This window comes from Methylotenera versatilis 79 (genome assembly GCF_000384375.1).
GTDB classification, from domain to species: domain Bacteria; phylum Pseudomonadota; class Gammaproteobacteria; order Burkholderiales; family Methylophilaceae; genus Methylotenera_A; species Methylotenera_A versatilis_B.
This window is the reverse complement of record NZ_ARVX01000001.1, coordinates 1,389,750-1,409,671: the sequence shown is the minus strand read 5'-3', so window position 1 is coordinate 1,409,671 and position 19,922 is coordinate 1,389,750. Positions and strand designations below refer to the sequence as shown.

14 protein-coding genes are annotated in these 19,922 nt (G+C 43.2%); 6 read left to right on the top strand and 8 right to left on the bottom strand.

Annotated features, from left to right (window positions below; all coding sequences use genetic code 11):
• Positions 1 to 261 precede the first annotated feature (261 nt).
• Genes METVE_RS0106910 through METVE_RS0106895 form a run of 4 tightly spaced genes read left to right on the top strand, consistent with a single transcriptional unit; the run spans position 262 to position 6,911 of the window.
• Positions 262 to 1,050, top strand: a complete 789-nt coding sequence (locus tag METVE_RS0106910) for a CerR family C-terminal domain-containing protein (RefSeq protein WP_020167731.1) — start codon at positions 262 to 264, stop codon at positions 1,048 to 1,050.
• The gene (locus METVE_RS0106905) at positions 1,040 to 2,605 is read left to right on the top strand and encodes an efflux transporter outer membrane subunit (protein ID WP_020167730.1); all 1,566 of its coding nucleotides are present in this window, start codon (positions 1,040 to 1,042) and stop codon (positions 2,603 to 2,605) included. Before METVE_RS0106910 ends, METVE_RS0106905 begins: the two co-directional genes overlap by 11 nt.
• Before the next feature lie 5 nt (positions 2,606 to 2,610).
• Entirely contained in the window at positions 2,611 to 3,840 is a 1,230-nt protein-coding gene (locus METVE_RS0106900) for an efflux RND transporter periplasmic adaptor subunit (RefSeq protein WP_020167729.1), read from the top strand.
• Positions 3,840 to 6,911, top strand: coding sequence for an efflux RND transporter permease subunit (locus tag METVE_RS0106895; RefSeq protein ID WP_020167728.1), 3,072 nt, complete (start codon positions 3,840 to 3,842; stop codon positions 6,909 to 6,911). Before METVE_RS0106900 ends, METVE_RS0106895 begins: the two co-directional genes overlap by 1 nt.
• 114 nt (positions 6,912 to 7,025) lie before the next feature.
• Here METVE_RS0106895 and METVE_RS0106890 read toward each other — a convergent pair whose 3' ends face one another.
• The 3 genes from METVE_RS0106890 to METVE_RS0106880 all read right to left on the bottom strand — a co-directional run bounded on the left by METVE_RS0106890 (position 7,026) and on the right by METVE_RS0106880 (position 11,223).
• Positions 7,026 to 7,208, bottom strand: a complete 183-nt coding sequence (locus METVE_RS0106890) for a DUF1289 domain-containing protein (protein ID WP_020167727.1) — start codon at positions 7,206 to 7,208, stop codon at positions 7,026 to 7,028.
• Positions 7,209 to 7,350: 142 nt separating this feature from the next.
• The gene (gene secA / locus METVE_RS0106885; RefSeq protein ID WP_020167726.1) at positions 7,351 to 10,089 is read right to left on the bottom strand and encodes a preprotein translocase subunit SecA; all 2,739 of its coding nucleotides are present in this window, start codon (positions 10,087 to 10,089) and stop codon (positions 7,351 to 7,353) included.
• 216 nt (positions 10,090 to 10,305) lie between these two features.
• Entirely contained in the window at positions 10,306 to 11,223 is a 918-nt protein-coding gene (locus METVE_RS0106880) for a M23 family metallopeptidase (RefSeq protein WP_020167725.1), read from the bottom strand.
• A gap of 94 nt (positions 11,224 to 11,317) precedes the next feature.
• Here METVE_RS0106880 and METVE_RS0106875 point away from each other — a divergent pair, with 94 nt between their 5' ends.
• Both METVE_RS0106875 and METVE_RS0106870 read left to right on the top strand, forming a co-directional pair.
• Positions 11,318 to 11,770, top strand: coding sequence for a DciA family protein (locus tag METVE_RS0106875; RefSeq protein WP_020167724.1), 453 nt, complete (start codon positions 11,318 to 11,320; stop codon positions 11,768 to 11,770).
• 303 nt (positions 11,771 to 12,073) lie between these two features.
• Entirely contained in the window at positions 12,074 to 14,107 is a 2,034-nt protein-coding gene (locus METVE_RS0106870) for a sodium-translocating pyrophosphatase (protein ID WP_020167723.1), read from the top strand.
• 99 nt (positions 14,108 to 14,206) lie between these two features.
• Here METVE_RS0106870 and ppc read toward each other — a convergent pair whose 3' ends face one another.
• From ppc to METVE_RS0106840, 5 genes are all read right to left on the bottom strand, one after another.
• Positions 14,207 to 17,047 (bottom strand): phosphoenolpyruvate carboxylase, encoded by a 2,841-nt coding sequence (gene ppc / locus METVE_RS0106865; RefSeq protein WP_020167722.1) that lies wholly within the window; start codon positions 17,045 to 17,047, stop codon positions 14,207 to 14,209.
• 281 nt (positions 17,048 to 17,328) lie between these two features.
• The gene (ppa, locus tag METVE_RS0106855) at positions 17,329 to 17,877 is read right to left on the bottom strand and encodes an inorganic diphosphatase (protein ID WP_020167720.1); all 549 of its coding nucleotides are present in this window, start codon (positions 17,875 to 17,877) and stop codon (positions 17,329 to 17,331) included.
• A gap of 127 nt (positions 17,878 to 18,004) precedes the next feature.
• A complete protein-coding gene (locus METVE_RS0106850; RefSeq protein WP_232415554.1) occupies positions 18,005 to 18,634 on the bottom strand; it encodes a VTT domain-containing protein in 630 nt (209 codons plus the stop codon).
• Positions 18,634 to 18,921 carry a YkvA family protein gene (locus tag METVE_RS0106845; protein WP_020167718.1) on the bottom strand — a complete coding sequence of 96 codons (288 nt, stop codon included), beginning with the start codon at positions 18,919 to 18,921 and terminating at the stop codon, positions 18,634 to 18,636. The genes METVE_RS0106850 and METVE_RS0106845 overlap by 1 nt, the downstream gene beginning before the upstream one ends.
• Before the next feature lie 37 nt (positions 18,922 to 18,958).
• Positions 18,959 to 19,867, bottom strand: coding sequence for a phosphoribosylaminoimidazolesuccinocarboxamide synthase (locus METVE_RS0106840; RefSeq protein WP_020167717.1), 909 nt, complete (start codon positions 19,865 to 19,867; stop codon positions 18,959 to 18,961).
• Positions 19,868 to 19,922 lie beyond the last annotated feature (55 nt).

The following is a 19,922-nucleotide window of genomic DNA, read 5'->3' as shown; positions in this document are numbered from 1 at the left end:
AATGGAAATCAAGGATTTCATATGCTTAATCGTAGAATTATTTCTGGATGGATATTTCTGCTAATCTTGGCCATCATTATAAATGGATTATAAAAGGGCCTGAACTATCAGGCTCTTTACTAGTGCTTAATATGGTTGGTGCTAACGACTTATGAGGTAGTGCTAGTCGCTTATAGGGTGTCACACATCCTGCAAGTCAATCTATCGCTTGCAATTAAAATGACTATCTGAAATAATTAAATCAATCGTTTGATTTAATTATTGACTAATGCTAAATATCAGCTTAAAAATGGAGTAATTAAAATAAAAATTTGTGAATTACTATCGCCTAAGCGTTCAGATGGTGAAGAATCCAGAAAACGTATTGTGATGGCGGGGCTCGAATTATTTGCAGAGCATGGATACGCACGCACATCCACCAGACAAATAGCGCGACAGGCGCAAGTAAATATCTCGGCGATTTCCTATTATTTTGGTGATAAGGCGGGTCTGTATCGTGCGGTATTTACGGAATCTTGTGGTGCAGCTGATGACGATATTGCGCTATTTAGCGATGTTAACTTAACACTAGAACAAGCCTTAAACGGCTTGTTTCAAGGGTTTATAGGACCGCTTAAACTGGGTGATATTGCCAAATTGCGCGTGCGTTTACACATGCGTGAAATGGTTGAGCCGACCGGTATTTGGGCAGAAGAAATTGATAATGGCATTGCGCCGTATCATCAAGCGTTGATCGTATTGCTACAAAAACATTTAAACATTAACCAAGTAGATGATGATTTGCATCGTTTAGCATTGTGCATTGTGGCGATGGGCGTACACCTTTTTACTGGTCGCGATGTGATAGAACGCATTACGCCAGAATTGACTGCGACGCATAAAGCATTAGATATATTGCATGAAAGATTAACTTTTTTTGCAGTGAGCATGGTGCATGCAGAAGCCGATAGGCGCAAACATTTAGTTGCACAGCAGTTAACAGAAAAGTCTTTGAAACAAACAGCATTGTCAGAAAAAAAAGTACAAAAACAAGGTCAATATGACACCTAAAAATCCACAATTATCCATAGTGTTAATCCTTTTATTGAGCTTGAATCTATCAGGCTGTGCGTCTTTGGATTTTCTAAAAAACAAAGCTTCGCCCAAAGAAACAATCGCGACTACAAAAATCGCCCCTGCATGGCAAACCAGCTTGCCACACGGCGGTGATGTGTCGCAATTAAAAACATTTTGGACGCAATATCAAGATCCGCTGTTATTGGAATTGATTGAAAAAGCGCAAACTGAATCCGTCAACATTGCCACAGCAAGCACCAAAATCGCAGAGGCAAGAGCCAGCCGTGTCAGCGCTTTATCGTCATTGCTACCGACTTTAGACACCACACTTTCATCATCCAAAGCCTTACAACAACCGGCCATTGGCAGTTCTGGCGTCAGTGCAGTTCCGACTGGAACTGGTCAAACAGGTGGTGCGCAAGCAGGTGCTTTTGGCTTTGGCGGCCAAGCCATCACCACCACGCAAATTAATGCACAAGCCGCGTGGGAACTGGATTTATTTGGCGCGAATCGTGGCTTATTGAAAGCAGCGCAAGCACGCGAAAAAGCCGCACAAGCAGGCTGGCACGATGCGCGCGTAGCCGTGGCGGCAGAATTGGCGACGTCTTACTTTAACCAACGCTTTTGCCAAATGCAATTAAGCATCAACCAAAATGATGCTAAATCGCGCGCAGAAAGCGCACGCGTGACTGAAATATCTTACAAAGCGGGTTTTAGCGCAAATGGCGCTTACCAGCTAGCGCTTGCTGGCGCAGCAGATGCCGCACAACAAGTAAAAGCGCAGCAAGCACAATGTGATTTGGGCGTTAAAGAATTGGTTGCGTTGACTGATTTAGACGAAACTACGTTAAGGCAAAAGTTAGCAGAAACGCCATTTAGCGCTAATGAAAATAATCAAACGCTGTTTACTATCGCTGAACTGCCTGCAACTATCATCAGCCAGCGACCAGATATGCTGAGCGCGGAAGCGGATTTAATGACAACGGCAGCTGAAGTTAAAAACACACAAGTACAACGCTTACCCAAAGTCTCGCTTAACGGCTCTATAGGCTGGATGCGACTTTCAGGCACGGGATTTAAAGGTGAAGGTGAGGTGTGGTCGATAGGACCAGTTTCTATTACTTTACCGATTTTCGATGCCGGAAAACGCAGGGCGAACGTAGATAGTGCAGAAGCGAAATATGCCGAAGCAGCCGCAAACTATCGCAGCAAGGCGCGTTATGCGGTAAAAGAAGTAGAAGATGCGTTAGTGAATCTACACGCAAGCGAAAACAGGCAAGCGAATGTGCAAACGGCTTTAAATGGCTATCAGGCATCATTCTTGGCGACAGAACAAAAAGTGAGCGCAGGCTTTGCTAATTTGATTGAGTTGGAAGAAAACCGCCGTTATGCTTTGCAAGCGCAAACCAACCAAGTTAACGTATTAAAAGATCGCAATAATGCCTGGATTGCGTTGTATCGTGCGGCTGGCGGTGGCTGGCAAAATACTGAATCTCATGCAAAAAACAGCACCGAAGTTAACACTAAAAATACTCAAGAAAATAGGTAAGCATCATGGTTAAAAAAAATCGACTCGTTTGGATTGGTTTGGCAATTGCGATTGCTTTAGCGGTCTACTTTTTAGTAGTTAAACAAAAATCGCCTGATACAAAAGAGCTGTCTGCTGAAAAAACTCAAGCATCCAATACCAATGCAGCGCTTACCGTCAATACCGTCAAAATCAAACGCAGCATGTTGAATTTGACGATTCCCGCAAATGGCAATATCGCAGCATGGCAAGAAGCGGTCGTAGGCACAGAAGTAAACGGTTTACTTTTAAACGAAGTATTGGTGAATGTGGGCGATAAAGTGAAGCGCGGTCAGGTATTAGCACGTTTTGCATCAGGCACAATTTCAGCCGATTTAGCCCAAGCCAGCGCCAGCCTTGCCGAAGCAAAAGCAGCTGCGATAGAAGCGGCTGGTAATGCGAGCCGCGCAAAAAGCATTCAAAGTTCTGGCGCATTGAGCACGCAGCAAATTGAGCAATTTTTAAGTGCAGAAGCCAGCACAAAAGCGCGTGTAGAAGCAGCCGAGGCGACACTTAATCTGCAAAGTATCAAGCTAAAACAAACCACCGTCAACGCACCTGATGATGGCGTTATTTCGTCACGTACTGCAACGGTCGGCTCTGTTGCCGCTGCAGGGCAAGAGCTATTTAAACTAGTGCGCAAAGGCCGTTTAGAATGGCGCGCAGAATTAACATCAGCCAATATAAACAAAATCCGCATTGGCATGCAAGCAGACTTAACACTTCCAGATGGGCAAAAAATTATCGGCAAAGTACGCGCGATTGCGCCAAGCATTGATAGCGCAACGCGTAATGCGCTGGTATATATTGATATTCCTGCAGAAACGGCTAAGGCTGGCATGTATGCCAGAGGCGTGTTTATATTAGAAAATACTGAAGCGCATACCTTGCCTGCTAGTGCGATTGTGTTGCGCGATGGCTTTTCATACGCCATGCAAGTGGTTAGTAACCCTGCCGATAAAAACGGCATTGCACAAATCAAACAAATAAAAGTAAATACAGGACGGCGCAGTGGCGATTTGGTTGAGCTACTTGAAATTGAAAATCAAGGCGGCGCGTTTCAAACGGTTGAAAATCAAATCAATGACGACTTTGTTGCCAATGGTGGCGCATTTTTAGCCGATGGCGATACGGTGAGAGTAGTAAGCAAAACTGAAGCAGCCTCAAATGATGCAGTTTCGAATGAAAATGCTACAACTGAAAGTATTTCTAAATGATGAACGTTTCAAGTTGGTCGATTAAAAACCCTGTTCCTGCGCTGATTTTATTTATTCTATTAACGCTTGCTGGCTTCATGAGCTTTAAAGCCATGAAAGTACAGAATTTCCCCGATTTAGAATTGCCGACTGTGACAGTGAACGCCTCTTTACCAGGCGCTTCACCTGGCCAACTTGAAAACGAAGTGGCGCGAAAAATAGAAAATTCCATCGCCAAGCTACAAGATCTAAAACATATTTACACCAAAATTCAAGATGGCAGCGTCACGATTACCGCAGAGTTTCGCTTAGAAAAAGCCACGCAAGAAGCAGTTGATGATGTGCGTTCTGCGGTATCTGAAGTGCGTGCAGATTTACCTGATGATTTGCGTGACCCGATTATTTCAAAAGTGAACTTAGCGGGTTCGCCTATTTTGGCGTTTACCATTTTTTCGCCAAGTTTAGATGACGAAGCGCTCTCTTGGTTTGTAGATGACACGGTGACGCGCAAACTGCTTGGCGTACAAGGCGTTGGTAGCGTTAGCCGCGTCGGTGGTGTGAATCGCCAAATATGGGTGGAATTAGATGCTGCCAAATTGCAATCTTTAAATGCCAGCGCAGCAGATATCTCACGTCAATTAAGATTATCGCAAATTGAAGTGGCAGGCGGCGCAACCAAACTCGGCGGCAGCGATCAGCCTATTCGTACAATCGCCACAGTGAACTCGGCTGAAGCGCTGGCGCAGTTAGAAATACTGTTAAATGATGGCCGAAAAATTCGTTTAGACCAAGTGGCCACTGTAAAAGATACATTTGCAGAACGCACGTCTACTGCATTATTAAACGGTAAAACGGTTGTTGGTTTTGATGTCACACGAAGCAAAGGCGCCAGTGAACTTGAAGTTGGCGCAGGCGTGAAAAAGGCGCTGGATGAACTTAAATCGGCACATCCAGATATTCAAATAACCGAAGCTTTTAACTTTGTAACGCCAGTACAAGAAGATTTTGATGCGTCTATTACTTTATTGCTTGAAGGCGCAGTATTAGCGGTGTTGGTCGTCTGGTTATTTTTGGGCGATTTCCGCGCAACATTCGTATCAGCGGTTGCATTACCATTATCTGTCATTCCTGCATTTATCGGCATGCATTATTTGGGCTTTTCAATCAACGTGGTCACTTTGCTTGCATTATCTTTGGTAATTGGCGTGCTGGTGGACGATGCCATTGTAGAAGTAGAAAATATTGTGCGGCATTTACGCATGGGCAAAACACCTTACCAAGCCGCCATGGAAGCAGCAGATGAGATTGGCTTGGCAGTTATCGCCACTACATTCACTTTGATCGCAGTATTTTTACCAACGGCATTTATGAGTGGTGTTCCAGGCAAGTTTTTTAAACAATTCGGCTGGACTGCTTCTATCGCAGTATTCGTCTCATTAGTTGTTGCACGTATATTAACACCTATGATGGCGGCATATTTGATGAAACCGGTGGCGACAGGTCATCCCGAAGACGGCAAAATCATGAGTTTATACATGCGCGTAAGCGGTTGGTGCTTGAATCATCGGCTTGCAACTACCTTAGCGGCTATCGCATTTTTTGTTGCGTCATTAATGCTCATTCCTCTTTTGCCGACAGGATTTATCCCAGCAGATGACAATTCACAAACACAGGTGCGCTTAGAGTTGCCGCCCGGCGCGTCGTTAAATCAAACGACTGCTTTATCTGAGCAAGCGCGTTTAATTATCGCTAAAATCCCGCATATTAAAAGTATCTACACCACCATTGGCGGCGGCGCTGCAGGCACTGATCCTTTTGTGAGTTCTGGTGCGGTTGAGACACGAAAATCTACATTAACTATTCTTTTGGATGCGCGTGATAGTCGCCCGAAGAAACAAGAGATTGAGAAGCAAATACGCGAACAGTTGCAGCAATTGCCAGGCGCTCGAATTAATGTTGGCTTGGGCGGCAATGGCGAAAAATACATATTGGTACTTTCTGGGGAAGACAGTAATGCGCTACAAGCCGCAGCCAACACGGTTGAAAAAGACTTACGCAAGATTACAGGCTTAGGCAATATTGCGTCTAGCGCATCGTTGGTGCGGCCAGAAGTGATTGTGACGCCAGACTTTACTGCTGCGGCAGATTTAGGCGTCACAAGTTCTGCGATAGGCGAAACTTTGCGCATTGCTACGGTGGGCGATTATCAACAAGCATTAACCAAACTAAATCTGGAAAAACGCCAAGTGCCAATTTTGGTTAAATTAGATGAAACTGCGAAAACTGATTTAAGCGTGTTACAAAAATTGTCTGTGCCAGGTTCGCGCGGTCCAGTGCCATTAGAACAAGTTGCCAATATGAAAATTGCCAGCGGCCCCGCCATGATTGACCGCTATGATCGCTCACGCAACATTCAGTTCGATATTGAAACAGCGGGCATACCTTTAGGCGAATTAACCAAGATTGTAAAAACATTGCCCAGTATTCAAAATCTACCGGCTGGCGTTGAGCAGCGCGAATTAGGCGACTCAGAAGCGATGGGCGAATTATTTGCCAGCTTTGGCTTAGCTATGCTAACAGGTGTGGTTTGTATCTATTTTGTATTGGTACTGTTATTTAAAGACTTTTTGCAACCAGTGACGATTTTAGTCGCCTTACCATTATCGTTAGGCGGTGCATTTTTGGGTATGTTGATTGCCGGAAAAGCGCTGTCTATGCCATCGATGATTGGGTTGATTATGCTGATGGGCATTGCGACCAAAAACTCAATCTTACTGGTGGAATATGCGATTGTTGCACGTCGCGAATTGCATTTAAGTCGAGTGGAAGCGATTAAAGATGCGTGTCATAAACGGGCGCGTCCCATTATTATGACCACCATCGCGATGACTGCCGGTATGTTACCGCTGGCGATGGAATGGGGCTCTGGCGATGGATCGTTCAGAAGTCCAATGGCGGTTGCGGTGATTGGCGGCTTATTGACTTCTACCGTGTTGAGCTTATTGGTGATTCCGGTAGTGTTTACTTATGTGGACGATTTTGAACAGTTTTTATTAAGAATGTTTAAGCGTGCAACAAAAACTAAGGCGTAAAACTGGTTAAGTATTGAGTCGGTTAACTCTTAAAAAGATAGATTGAATCGAGAAAATGGTTATTTAAAACTGTGACTTAAATTTGTTTGATTTACACTTTTAATCAAGTCGTATTTAATCAAACATTTGCGCTTCGCGCTCAGTTGCTTTATGTACAACCTCTTGTTTCTGCTGATTAGTTAAATCCCACCACGCCTGAATTTCATCTATCGTGCGATAGCAGCCTTGGCAAAACCCGCTTAACTCATCCATGCTGCATAAGCCTATACAAGGCGACTGAATTTCAATTTCTGACATCTCTGTTATTCCAAATATTCAAACCAAATATGATTGAAGCTGATATGAAAATGCGCGATATTTAATCGCGCACTTTATGAATCTAAAGCAAAAGTTAACCACTTTTTAGTGTTAACTTATTTAAATCACTCGCTTTAAAGCATTAGCTCAAAGTACCGTGGCACTGCTTATATTTTTTGCCAGAGCCGCACGGACATGGATCGTTACGTCCAACTTTTACGCCTTCGCGCAAAAATGATTCGCCTCTAGCCGTTTGTGCACTTTCTTCACCACTGTACTCATCGGCTGGATTAGCCAATGCCTCGTCAAAATCCGCATGTTGATATTGCACATTTGCCACATCCACTGGTTTTTCAACTGCTTCCACGTCGTCCTGCGTTTTCACTTGCACCAACATCGTCACTTTAGTCACTTCACTTTTAACGGTGTTTAGTAAACCTTCAAACAATGCAAATGCTTCACGCTTATATTCCTGCTTAGGATTTTTTTGCGCATAAGAACGTAAATGAATACCTTGGCGTAAATGATCTAATGCCGCCAAATGTTCACGCCAATGGCTATCGATGCTTTGCAACATCACCGCACGCTCAAATTGACGCATCGTGTCATTGCTCGCCAATGCTTCTTTAGCTTTATACGATGCTTCAGCCGCTTCAAAAATGCGTTCACGCAAGGTTTCTTCATGCAGATCAGGATTATCTTCCAGCATTTTCTGCAAAGGTAAATCCAAACCAGTTTCTGCAATCAGATTTTTTTCTAAGCTTGGAATATCCCATTGCTCCTCCACACTGCCAGGCGGAATGTGTACGCTAAAAATACTGGTCATCACATCAGCACGCATCGCAGCGATAGTTTCACCAATATCGTTAGCTTCTAATAGCTCGTTGCGTTGCTCATAAATCACTTTGCGCTGGTCGTTCGATACATCGTCAAACTCGAGTAATTGCTTACGAATATCAAAGTTACGGCCTTCTACTTTGCGCTGCGCATTTTCAATCGCGCGCGATACCATCGCATGTTCAATCGCTTCGCCTTCTGGCATTTTTAACCGTTCCATAATCGCCGAAACGCGATCGCCAGAGAATATACGCAATAATTGGTCATCTAATGCCAAGTAGAAACGACTTGATCCTGGGTCACCTTGACGACCTGAACGGCCACGCAGTTGGTTATCAACGCGGCGCGATTCATGACGCTCAGTGCCGATAATATGTAAACCACCTGATGCTAAAACCGCATCATGACGCTGTTGCCATTCCGCTTTTAATTGTGTGATTTTGGCGGCTTTTTGTGCATCATCCAATTTTTCATCTAAATTAACCGCGTGAATCGCCGATTCTGGATTGCCGCCCAGCACAATGTCTGTACCACGGCCGGCCATATTGGTAGCGATAGTAATCGCACCTGGCTGACCTGCTTCCGCAACAATATGCGCTTCACGCTCATGTTGTTTGGCGTTTAATACTTCATGTTTTAAACCAGCTTTGGTAAGTAAGCTTGAGATAATTTCAGAATTTTCAATCGAAGTCGTCCCGACCAACACTGGCTGACCAATGGCTTGGCATTGTTTGATATCTTCAATCACCGCATTGTATTTTTCAGCCGACGTACGATAGACTTTATCCATCGCATCTTTACGCAACATGCTTCTGTGCGTTGGCACAACAACCGTTTCCAAGCCATAAATTTGATTAAATTCATACGCTTCTGTGTCGGCCGTACCCGTCATGCCGCTTAATTTCTCATACATGCGGAAATAATTTTGGAATGTAATCGATGCCAGCGTTTGATTCTCTTTCTGAATCGCAACGCCCTCTTTGGCTTCAACCGCTTGATGCAACCCATCTGACCAACGACGACCTGGCATTTTACGACCAGAGAACTCATCCACGATGACGATTTCGCCGTCATCTACCACGTAATGTTGATCTCTTTTGAACAGGTTTTGCGCACGTAATGAGGCATAAAGATGATGCACTAAAGTGATATTGGCCGCTTCATAAAGACTAGAACCCTCAGCCATCAAACCAGAACTCGCTAAAATCGCTTCTGCACGTTCGTGTCCGCTCTCACTCATGGTCACTGTTTGGGCTTTTTCATCTACCCAAAAATCGCCAGCGCCATCTTCAACGGTTTGTGCACTTAACTGCTTGGCAACCGCATTAATTTGATTATATAAATCAATACTGTTTTCAGCTTGGCCTGAAATGATTAGCGGCGTGCGTGCTTCATCGATTAAAATCGAATCGACTTCATCCACCAGCGCATAGCTTAAAGAGCGTTGAACACGCTCATCTTTGGTAAATACCATATTGTCGCGCAGATAATCAAAACCGAATTCGTTATTGGTACCGTAAGTAATGTCCGCTGCATAAGCTAACTGTTTCGCATCGTGTTGCATCTGCGATAAGTTAATGCCTACACTCAAGCCCAAAAAGTTATATAGCTTCGCCATCCACTCCGCATCACGTTTCGCCAAATAGTCATTCACGGTAACCACGTGTACGCCCTTGCCAGTGATGGCATTCAGGTAAACCGGCAATGTTGCCACCAAGGTTTTACCTTCACCAGTACGCATTTCGGCGATTTTGCCCGAATTCAGCACCATACCGCCGATCATTTGTACATCAAAATGACGCATACCCAACGCACGCACGCTGCCTTCACGCACTACTGCAAATGCTTCTGGCATCAGCTTTTCTAAAGTTTCACCTTGCTGAAAACGCTGTTTGAATTCTTCTGTTTTAGCGCGCAAGGCTTCATCTGATAAAGCTTGCATAGCAGGCTCTAATGCATGAATTTCTTTAACGGCCTGACCATATTGCTTAACCAGCCTATCGTTACGACTACCGAAGAATTTTCTAAACAACGTGGATAACATGAAGAGACACCGCTTTTCCGAGACCTCGGAAACCTATATTTGAGATTAAATGAAAGGATTGATTATATTGTATGGATATTGGGTAATTATTTTTTATTTCAATGTCGATTTTTAATTTAGTCGTTTTTTATTTTATGAATGACAACTTACTTATCTGCTTAATTACTTGCCTTATTTATTTAAATATTCGCTTAGCTTGTTATTAATTAACAGACATTATTTATGCAAATATTTACGCGGATCAAGCGCATTGCCATTTAACCGGATTTCATAATGCAAATGTGGCCCAGTTGAACGGCCCGTACTACCCACTTGCGCCACTATTTGGCCTTTTACAACACGCTCACCTGCTTTAACTAGTAATTTAGAAGCATGCGCATAACGCGTCTCTAAACCTGAACCATGATCAATCTTAACTATATTACCATAATCGGGCGTACGCTCAGCGCTAGTCACGATACCATCAGCCGCAGCCCAGATAGGCGTACCCGTATCTGCCGAAAAATCTAAACCTTCATGAAAAGCTTCATTGCCATTGAACGGATCGACACGCCAGCCATAACTGGATGAATTAAAAGCTGCATTGATAGGACTGCTGTTCGGCAACATATCTTTCAACACGCTTTTTTGTAGAATTTTCGCTTCGATACTACTCAAATAATCATCGCGCGAATTCACTGCTTGAGTTAACTCTTCTATGGCAGCAATTAATTCAGCTTCACTCATCGTATGCGATGTCACATAAGGACCGCCAACGCCACTATGATGAATACTGTTAGGGGGAACATTGCTGGTCGGTTTTGAATTAGGTTGATTAATCACGGGAATTTCTTTTTCGCCGGCTAATTTTGCCAGCCGCTGACTTTGCGCATCTAAGCGCATCATGCGTGCTTGTAATGCGCCTAGTTGTTTGGCGTAAGCGTCTAAATGTACTTGTGATGAAATAATAGAACTTCTGATTTGTGGCGGCAATAAGGCTTTCATGCCTTGTTCTTTAATATTGCTTGGAGGCGTAATAAACAGCAACGTCAACATCACTGGTACCAACACGAGAGCCGCAATAAGTGCACCAGCTTGGAATGCCGACAAACTTTTGGCCGTTGCCAATTTGTTAGAAATTAAAATAATATTCATAAAAAAATTTGGTTAACTCGCGTCCACTACACAACCCAGTAAATAATCTAGATTAACTAGTTTCGTTATCACTGTTTTTTAGCTAAGATTGCGTATGCGCAAAATCGATACGCTACTTAATCACAACAGCCAACTGAGTACATTGACTAAAAATGTGCAATCTCATAAGTTGTTGCAAAAATTTTGGGTGGCTGCAAGCCCACAAATGTTAAGCAATCTCAGTTTTGTAGGCAGTTTAATCAATGGCCAATTAACCATTTACGCTCATAGCGCAATTGTGGCGAATAAAATCAAGCTCACACTCGCTAATCTTTTGACTCAATTACAAAATCTGCAACAAACCAACCCTAACTTTAGGGAATGTAAAGTTACTGCAATTAGTGTGAAAGTGCAAGTTAAATCTCAGCAAAAAGCACCAGTAAAACCCGTGCGCAAGCTATCTAAAAACGCCGCCAATAGCTTAAAAAAACTAGCGCTGGATTTGGGCGAATCTCCATTATCTACCCAACTTAATTCACTTGCCAATAAAGTATTACCGTCGCAATAACGCTAATATTTTTTCAAAATAACGCCTCAAAGCGTGTTCTGCTAACCGATCGAACACTAAAAAGATGAGTGTTTTACGTAGATTTAAATTGACTCGAAATGCTTGTTTTAATTCACTTTATCTGAAAACTCCTTCAATAATCTAAGCGGTTGTCGCAACCGTTCTTTAGTGCCATAATGCATTGAGCTGTTACAAATTAATTACATTTGTTACAACTTACGTTTTTTATAAGCTAGTCGCATTATTCTTACAGTCATTGATGTCGTTTCAGATTTATTCATAACAAATAGATAGGGAGAAGTCATGTCAGTTGCACTAATAATCGCCATAGCTGCCGCAGTTTTAGCAGTGCTATATGGTGTCGTAATGAGTAGATGGATTACCAGTTTGCCAGCAGGAAACGCACGTATGCAAGAGATTGCAGGCGCAATTCAACAAGGCGCAGCCGCCTATTTAGCCCGCCAATACAAAACAATCGCTATCGTTGGCATTATATTGGCGGTTTTAATCGCAATATTTTTAGGAATCACTACCGCAGTCGGATTTGTCATCGGTGCAGTTTTATCGGGCGCATGCGGATTTATCGGCATGAGCGTATCGGTGAAAGCCAATGTGCGCACCGCACAAGCCGCAACCAAAGGAATTGGCCCAGCATTAGATGTCGCATTCAAAGGCGGCGCGGTGACTGGCATGTTGGTGGTTGGTTTGGGCTTATTAGGTGTCGCAGGTTTTTATTGGTATCTCGGCGCAGAGGCGAATACGAACTTAGATCCGTTAATTGGCTTGGCATTTGGCTCATCATTAATTTCCATATTTGCGCGTCTAGGTGGTGGCATTTTCACTAAAGGCGCAGATGTTGGCGCAGATTTAGTCGGCAAAGTTGAAGCTGGCATTCCTGAAGATGATCCACGCAATCCAGCCGTTATTGCGGATAACGTGGGCGACAATGTGGGCGACTGTGCAGGTATGGCAGCCGATTTATTTGAAACATATGCGGTTACATTGATTGCCACGATGGTATTAGGCAGTTTGCTGATTTCTGATGCAGCTGCAAATGCGGTGATTTATCCATTGATGTTGGGCGCAGTTTCCATCGTCGCATCTATCATCGGGTGTTTTTTTGTAAAAGCGTCACCTGATATGAAAAACGTGATGCCCGCTTTGTACAAGGGTTTAGCGGTCGCTGGCATCTTATCGCTGATTGCTTTTTACTTTGTTACGCAACATTTATTCCCGCAAGGCTTAACTGCGGGCGACTTAACCATTACTGCGAATCAATTATTTGGTTCTTGTTTCGTCGGTTTAGCCTTAACTGGCTTACTGGTTTGGATTACCGAATACTATACAGGCACAGATTACGCACCAGTGAGGCACGTTGCACAAGCTTCAACCACAGGCCACGCGACTAACATCATCGCGGGGATTGGCATCTCAATGAAATCCACCGCATGGCCAGTGCTTTCAGTCTGTTTAGCGATTTGGACATCATTCCATTTGGGCGGTTTATACGGTATCGCAATCGCTGCAACATCCATGTTAAGCATGGCGGGCATTGTGGTGGCTTTAGATGCATATGGTCCAATCACTGATAACGCGGGCGGCATTGCGGAAATGGCGGAATTACCCAGCAGCGTGCGTGATGTAACTGACCCGTTAGATGCAGTTGGCAACACCACAAAAGCCGTGACTAAAGGTTATGCAATCGGCTCTGCAGGTTTGGCAGCGTTGGTATTATTTGCCGATTACACGCACAAATTAGAAGGCGCAGGTATCGCTGTTAAGTTTGATCTAAGCGATCCAATGGTGATTATTGGCTTATTTATCGGCGGCTTAATCCCGTTCTTATTCGCTGCGATGGCGATGGAAGCGGTTGGTCGTGCGGCGGGTGCAGTGGTAGAAGAAGTGCGCCGCCAGTTCCGAGATATCAAGGGCATCATGGAAGGCACGGCTAAACCAGAGTATGGCAAAGCAGTAGATATGCTTACCACTGCCGCAATCAAAGAAATGATGATTCCGTCATTATTACCAGTTGCGGTGCCAATTGCAGTCGGCTTATTATTGGGCCCAGTAGCGCTTGGTGGCTTATTAATGGGCACGATTGTAACGGGCTTATTCGTGGCAATTTCAATGTGTACTGGCGGCGGTGCTTGGGATAACGCCAAGAAATATATCGAAGATGGCAACCACGGCGGTAAAGGTTCAGATGCGCATAAAGCCGCTGTCACTGGGGATACTGTGGGCGATCCATACAAAGATACTGCTGGCCCAGCCGTCAATCCGTTGATTAAGATTATTAATATCGTCGCACTGTTGATTGTGCCGTTATTGCATGTTTAAAACTGAACTTTAAAAGCAATACGTTAAAATAAAAAAGGCGATATAAATCGCCTTTTTTATTGCCTGCCTTGGATTAGTAAAGTTAACCAATAATAATGGTTAACCTGTATTCCTCAATCCAGCCGCAATACCATTGATGGTTAACTGTATAGCAAGCTTCAATTTTTCATCTGTTTCACCAGATCGATACCGCTTGATCAGTTCTACTTGTAAATGATTCAGCGGGTCTAAATAGGGCAAACGATTACGAATTGAATAAGCCAATGTCGGATTGCCACTCAATCTCTCCGTGCAACCTTGCAGCAAATTAAGCGCATTGGTGGTGAGTACATACTCCGCTTCTATGCGGCTAAAAATCGTTTCTCTTAGGTGTTTATCTGTCACCAGATGTGCGTAATGCCGCGCCACTATTAAATCGGTTTTAGCTAATACCATATCGACATTGGCGATTAATGTTTTAAATAATGGCCAAACCGCCAACATCTCCTGCAGTGTTTTTAAGCGCGTTTCATACACGCTTTCATCTTGATTCAGATATTGATGGATCGCGCTACCTAAACCATACCAACCTGGCAATAACAATCGACATTGTGCCCACGAAAATCCCCACGGAATTGCGCGTAAATCTTCAATACGACGCGTTGATTTTCGCGCGGCTGGACGGCTACCAATATTCAATTCAGCAATTTCAGAAATAGGTGTTGCGCTAAAAAAATAGTCCGCAAAACCGGGTGTTTCATAGACTAAACTGCGATAGCTGGTCATCGCAGTTGTAGATAAATCTTCCATCACCACCTCGAACGTGCGCCGTTTTGGCGTACTTAATGTTGTTTCTGGCAATAACGTGGCATCAATAGTGGCCGCAACCAGCGTTTCTAAATGTTGTCGCCCCACCTTCGGGTCAGCATATTTATTGGCGATGATTTCGCCTTGCTCGGTTAAGCGAATCTGTCCATCAACCGTGCCGCTAGGTTGCGCCATTATTGCTTGGTAAGTTGGTCCGCCGCCGCGCCCAACCGTGCCACCGCGCCCATGAAAAAGCCGCAGCTTGATTTTGGCTTGGTTGAATAACTCAACCAACGACACTTCTGCTTTATACAATTCCCAGTTAGAGGTTAAAAAACCGCCATCTTTATTACTGTCAGAATAGCCCAACATGATTTCTTGCTCATTGCCTTGGTTGCGCAACACATAGCGAATGCCGAGCAAACTGAGCCATTGCCCCATAATCATCGGCGCGTTACGCAAATCGGCAATGGTTTCAAATAGCGGCACCACATTTAGCGCTAACTGAATTTTTTGTGAACCCCAAACGCCTTTTAGCAGACCCGTTTCTTTTTGCAATAGCGCGACTTCTAATAGATCGGACAGCGTTTCAGTGTGCGAAATAATATATTGCTTAACCGTGCGGTCGCCAAAAATATATTTAATTCCGCGCGCTTTATTCAGCACATCAATTTCGCTATGCACTAATTCAGAATATTGTTGATAGGGTGAAAACAATAAACGCGGCTGTTTTAACTCATCTAATAGAGTCTGAATTTTTTCCTCTTCGGTCAATTCGTCATATTCAAAATCATAACCGGCTTTGTTAAAAAGCTCTTTAATCACGGCTTCATGCACATCTGAAGATTGTCGAATATCAACTGTAGCTAAATGAAATCCGAACGTTTCAATAGCTTTAGTCAATTTGCCCAAGCGTGAATAAATAAGCGCCTCGCCACCAAATTCTCTCAGCGAATCGACCAGCACATTTAATTCCGCCAGCAAGTCGTTCGCATTGCGATAAGGCACGGCTTGATTAGCACTTTCGCGCAATTCCAACTGCGGCAACATTTGTTTAGCCGTAGCTATCAACCTATCGTAAATACCATTCACTGCAAGTCGATACGGTTCATCCAATCGATGTGGAGATTGGTCTAATGACAAGTTTGCTAATTCCAAAAGCGCAGGATTCACATTGACCAAACGCGTTGAAATAGACAATTCACGTCGCAGTGCATCCAACTCTTTTAAATAAAATTTAAACGTAGTGGCGCTTTGCATCTCTACCGCTTGCGTTAGCGTTGCGCCATTTACAAACGGATTGCCATCGCGATCACCGCCGATCCAACTGCCCATGTGTAAAAAACTAGGTAACTGGAAAGGCTTTTCTAATTCCGCTGCATATTGCTTGTTAAGATCGCGCTCTAAATCTTGCAGAATTTCCGGAATCACATTTAAAAACGTGGTTTCGTAATAACTTAACGCATTTTCAATTTCATTAACTACTGTGAGTTTTGAAAAGCGCACAATCCGCGTTTGCCACAAGGAGCAAATAGCCGCCTGTATCAATAAATCACTCTGTTCCAGTTCGCGTTTTGAGATTAGATTAGCGCGCGCTGCCAATAAAAAAGATAATTTGTGCTCAATATCTAAAATGCTTTTGCGCTGTACTTCTGTGGGATGTGCGGTTAATACCGGCGAAACCAGCGCATCTTTGAAAAACGTTTCTACGGCTGAAAAGGGCAGTGCTTGGCGCGCAATTTTATCGACAGAATACGCCAGCATGCCTGGCAACAGTTTGTCTTCATTCAAACGTGTCTGCTGACGCGCAAATAGATCTTCGGCGATATTCACCAAATGTTTAAAGTAACTAAAAGCGCGCACTACCGAAATAGTTTGTTGCGGTGATAGATTTTTAAGCAGCTTTTCTAAAGTTAAAGTAGATTTCTCATCATTTTCACGGTGAAACTTAACCGCAGCTTGCCGAATATTTTCGATTAAATCAAACGTGGCCTTGCCATCTTTAGCCAAAATCGTTTCGCCTAAAACACGGCCTAAATAACGAATATTATCTTTTAAAGCTTGGTTCTGACCATTCGGTTCAGGCTGACCTAAACTGAACAGCTCGGTGCTTATAGATTGAAGGCTTGCAGTTTGAAATGATGTGTTGCTCATACAATCGTCAACTTAAAATAAGTATTAATTAATTAATTATAAGCAACAATTACACCACGCTTTAAACAAGCAGTATTTTATAAAATAACCATTAATTTCAATATAAACAGCAGGTTAACTTAACCACTATATTCATCCAATTTTCACACGCACGCTTAATGTGCAAGCCAGTTAAATGTTGCGGTTTTACGGTGCAAATAATCAGGCGTTAAAAAAGCAGCCGAAGCTGCTTTTTTAATTACGCATTTAAACACAAGTTAAATTAAATAAAAAACTGCGCCTTAAAATGCTGGCTTAACTACCGCATTATTGTAGTTTTCAACGCCAGTTAAAATTTCTTTTCTAGCCGCATCAATATCGCCCCAACCATTGATTTTCACCCATTTTCCTTTGTCTAAATCTTTATAGTGCTCAAAAAAGTGTGAAATCATTTCTAAACGCCAATTAGATACATCGGCAAGGCTTTCTAAATGTCCGTATAAACCGCAAACTTTAGGCACAGGCACTGCAAATAATTTCGCGTCTAGCCCTGCTTCATCTTCCATCAACAAAACACCTAACGGGCGGCAGCGTACAACGACACCAGGAATCAACGGTACAGGCGTCATCACCAATACATCTACTGGGTCACCATCATCGGCTAACGTGTGTGGAATATAGCCATAATTGGTCGGATATTGCATCGCAGTACCCATAAAACGATCGACAAAAATCGCGCCGCTTTCTTTATCCACTTCGTATTTCACAGGGTCACCCTGCATTGGAATCTCAATAATCACATTAAAATCATTGGGCAAATCTAAGCCAGATGGCACTTGGTTTAACGACATGTTGAATATAGCCTTGAACGAAAAAACGAAATTATACTTGAAGTTTGTGTGTAATTTGTTGCGTTAAGCTGGATGATGTGCTGAGACGCAAGTGAAAAACCTATGTGCTCAATAAATTAAATGAACGCTAAGGCGTTTTAGCAAAATATTGCCAGCTTTTTTTAAGCAATACCACGATGATAACGATGCCTAAACCCACCATAGTGAACGTACCTAAATGCTGTTTAATGATAGGAATATTGCCAAAAAAATAACCGAGTAATACGCAAGTTAACACCCAAAAAACCGCACCAATTGAAGATGCACGCGCGAACTTGATAAACACCATTTGCGTGACACCGGCTAAAAACGGCGCAAGCGTTCGAATCACTGGTAAAAACAGGCAAATCAAAAAACTTTTTTCGCCATGTTTATCATAAAAATTACGGGTTTTATCTAACGTCGCTTGCTTTGGCCATTTTAGATAATCCAAAAAAAATAGTTGCCCAATGGTTTTACCCAAGCCATAAGCGCATAAATTACCCAACACGGCAGCGACTATTAATACGATTAACAGTAGGCTGATATTTAATTGTGAAGCAGCCCAAACTGCGCCGCAAACAAATAAAAATGGGTTGCCTGGCAGAAAAAATAAAGGCAAAACACCGATTTGCAAAAAGATCACCGCAAACAAAATCCAATAAACCATGTTGGCATGTGCGGCGACTAACTGTGGCAAATGCGCATCAAAATTGAGAATCATTTGCCAAATTTGCATCATGTCAAAACGCTTCCGCTTTCTGTATTTCTACACGCGTCAATAATATCTGCTGGTGTTAATTTCAAAGCCCAATATAACAGCAAAGGCACAATCACCAATTCATCCAATTGCCCAATAATTGGCAGAAAATCCGGGATTAAATCGAACGGCATTAGCACATAGCCAATTGCCAGCCATAATAAAGCTTTAGCCAATTTTGGTGTTTGAGGATGTTTTTGCAGGCGCTGATAAAAAACAAACTCGGCTTTTAAACGCGCGGCCATTTGTTTGAACTTTTCTAGCATATGAATGAACTATTCAAGCTTTTAAAGGGTTAACTTGCTAACCTGTTAACTTTTGACCAGTTAATTTCTCATACGCTTCTAAATATTTTTCACTGGTTTTATGTGCGACATCTTCTGGTAAAGCAGGTGCTGGCGGCGCTTTGTTCCAGTGGATACTTTCCAGCCAATCGCGTACAAATTGCTTGTCATAACTAGGTGGATTACTGCCAACTTGATATTGTACCAATGGCCAAAAACGTGATGAATCAGGCGTTAACACTTCATCCATCACATGCAACACACCATCAGAATCTAATCCAAATTCAAACTTTGTATCGGCAATAATAATGCCGCGAGTCAGTGCATATTCGGCTGCTTCGCTATACAGTTGAATCGCTACTTTTGCGACTTTTTCTGCCATGTCATGACCAATTAAATCGGCGCAGGCTTGCAGGCTGATATTTTCATCATGCTCGCCCACAGCCGCTTTAGAGGATGGCGTAAAAATCGGCGCTGGCAATTTTGATGCTTCTTGCAAACCTGCGGGTAAATTAATACCGCAAACCGTGCCTTTGGCCTTGTATTCCTTCCAACCGCTGCCAACCAAATAGCCACGCACAATCGCTTCAATCGGCAAAGGTTTCAATCGCTTCACCACCACCGCACGGCTTAAATTGCCTTGTCCAAGTTGAGCTTTATCGGAATTATCAACAACAGAAAGTGGGTCAATCCCAGTTAAGTGATTCGGTACAATATGCTTGAGTTTTGCAAACCAGAAATTCGCCATTTGCGTCAACATAGCGCCTTTATTCGGAATGCCTGTTGGCAAAATCACATCGAATGCAGACAGTCTATCTGTGCTGACCAGCAACATGGTTTCGTCGTTAATCGCATAAATATCGCGCACTTTACCTTGGTGGATTAATTTTAGGCTATTGATATTGGTTTTGAGTAAAGGCATTGTCATATTTGGTGTACCTTGATATACAGTTGTAGCTGGATAAAAATTGGCGTGTAAATTA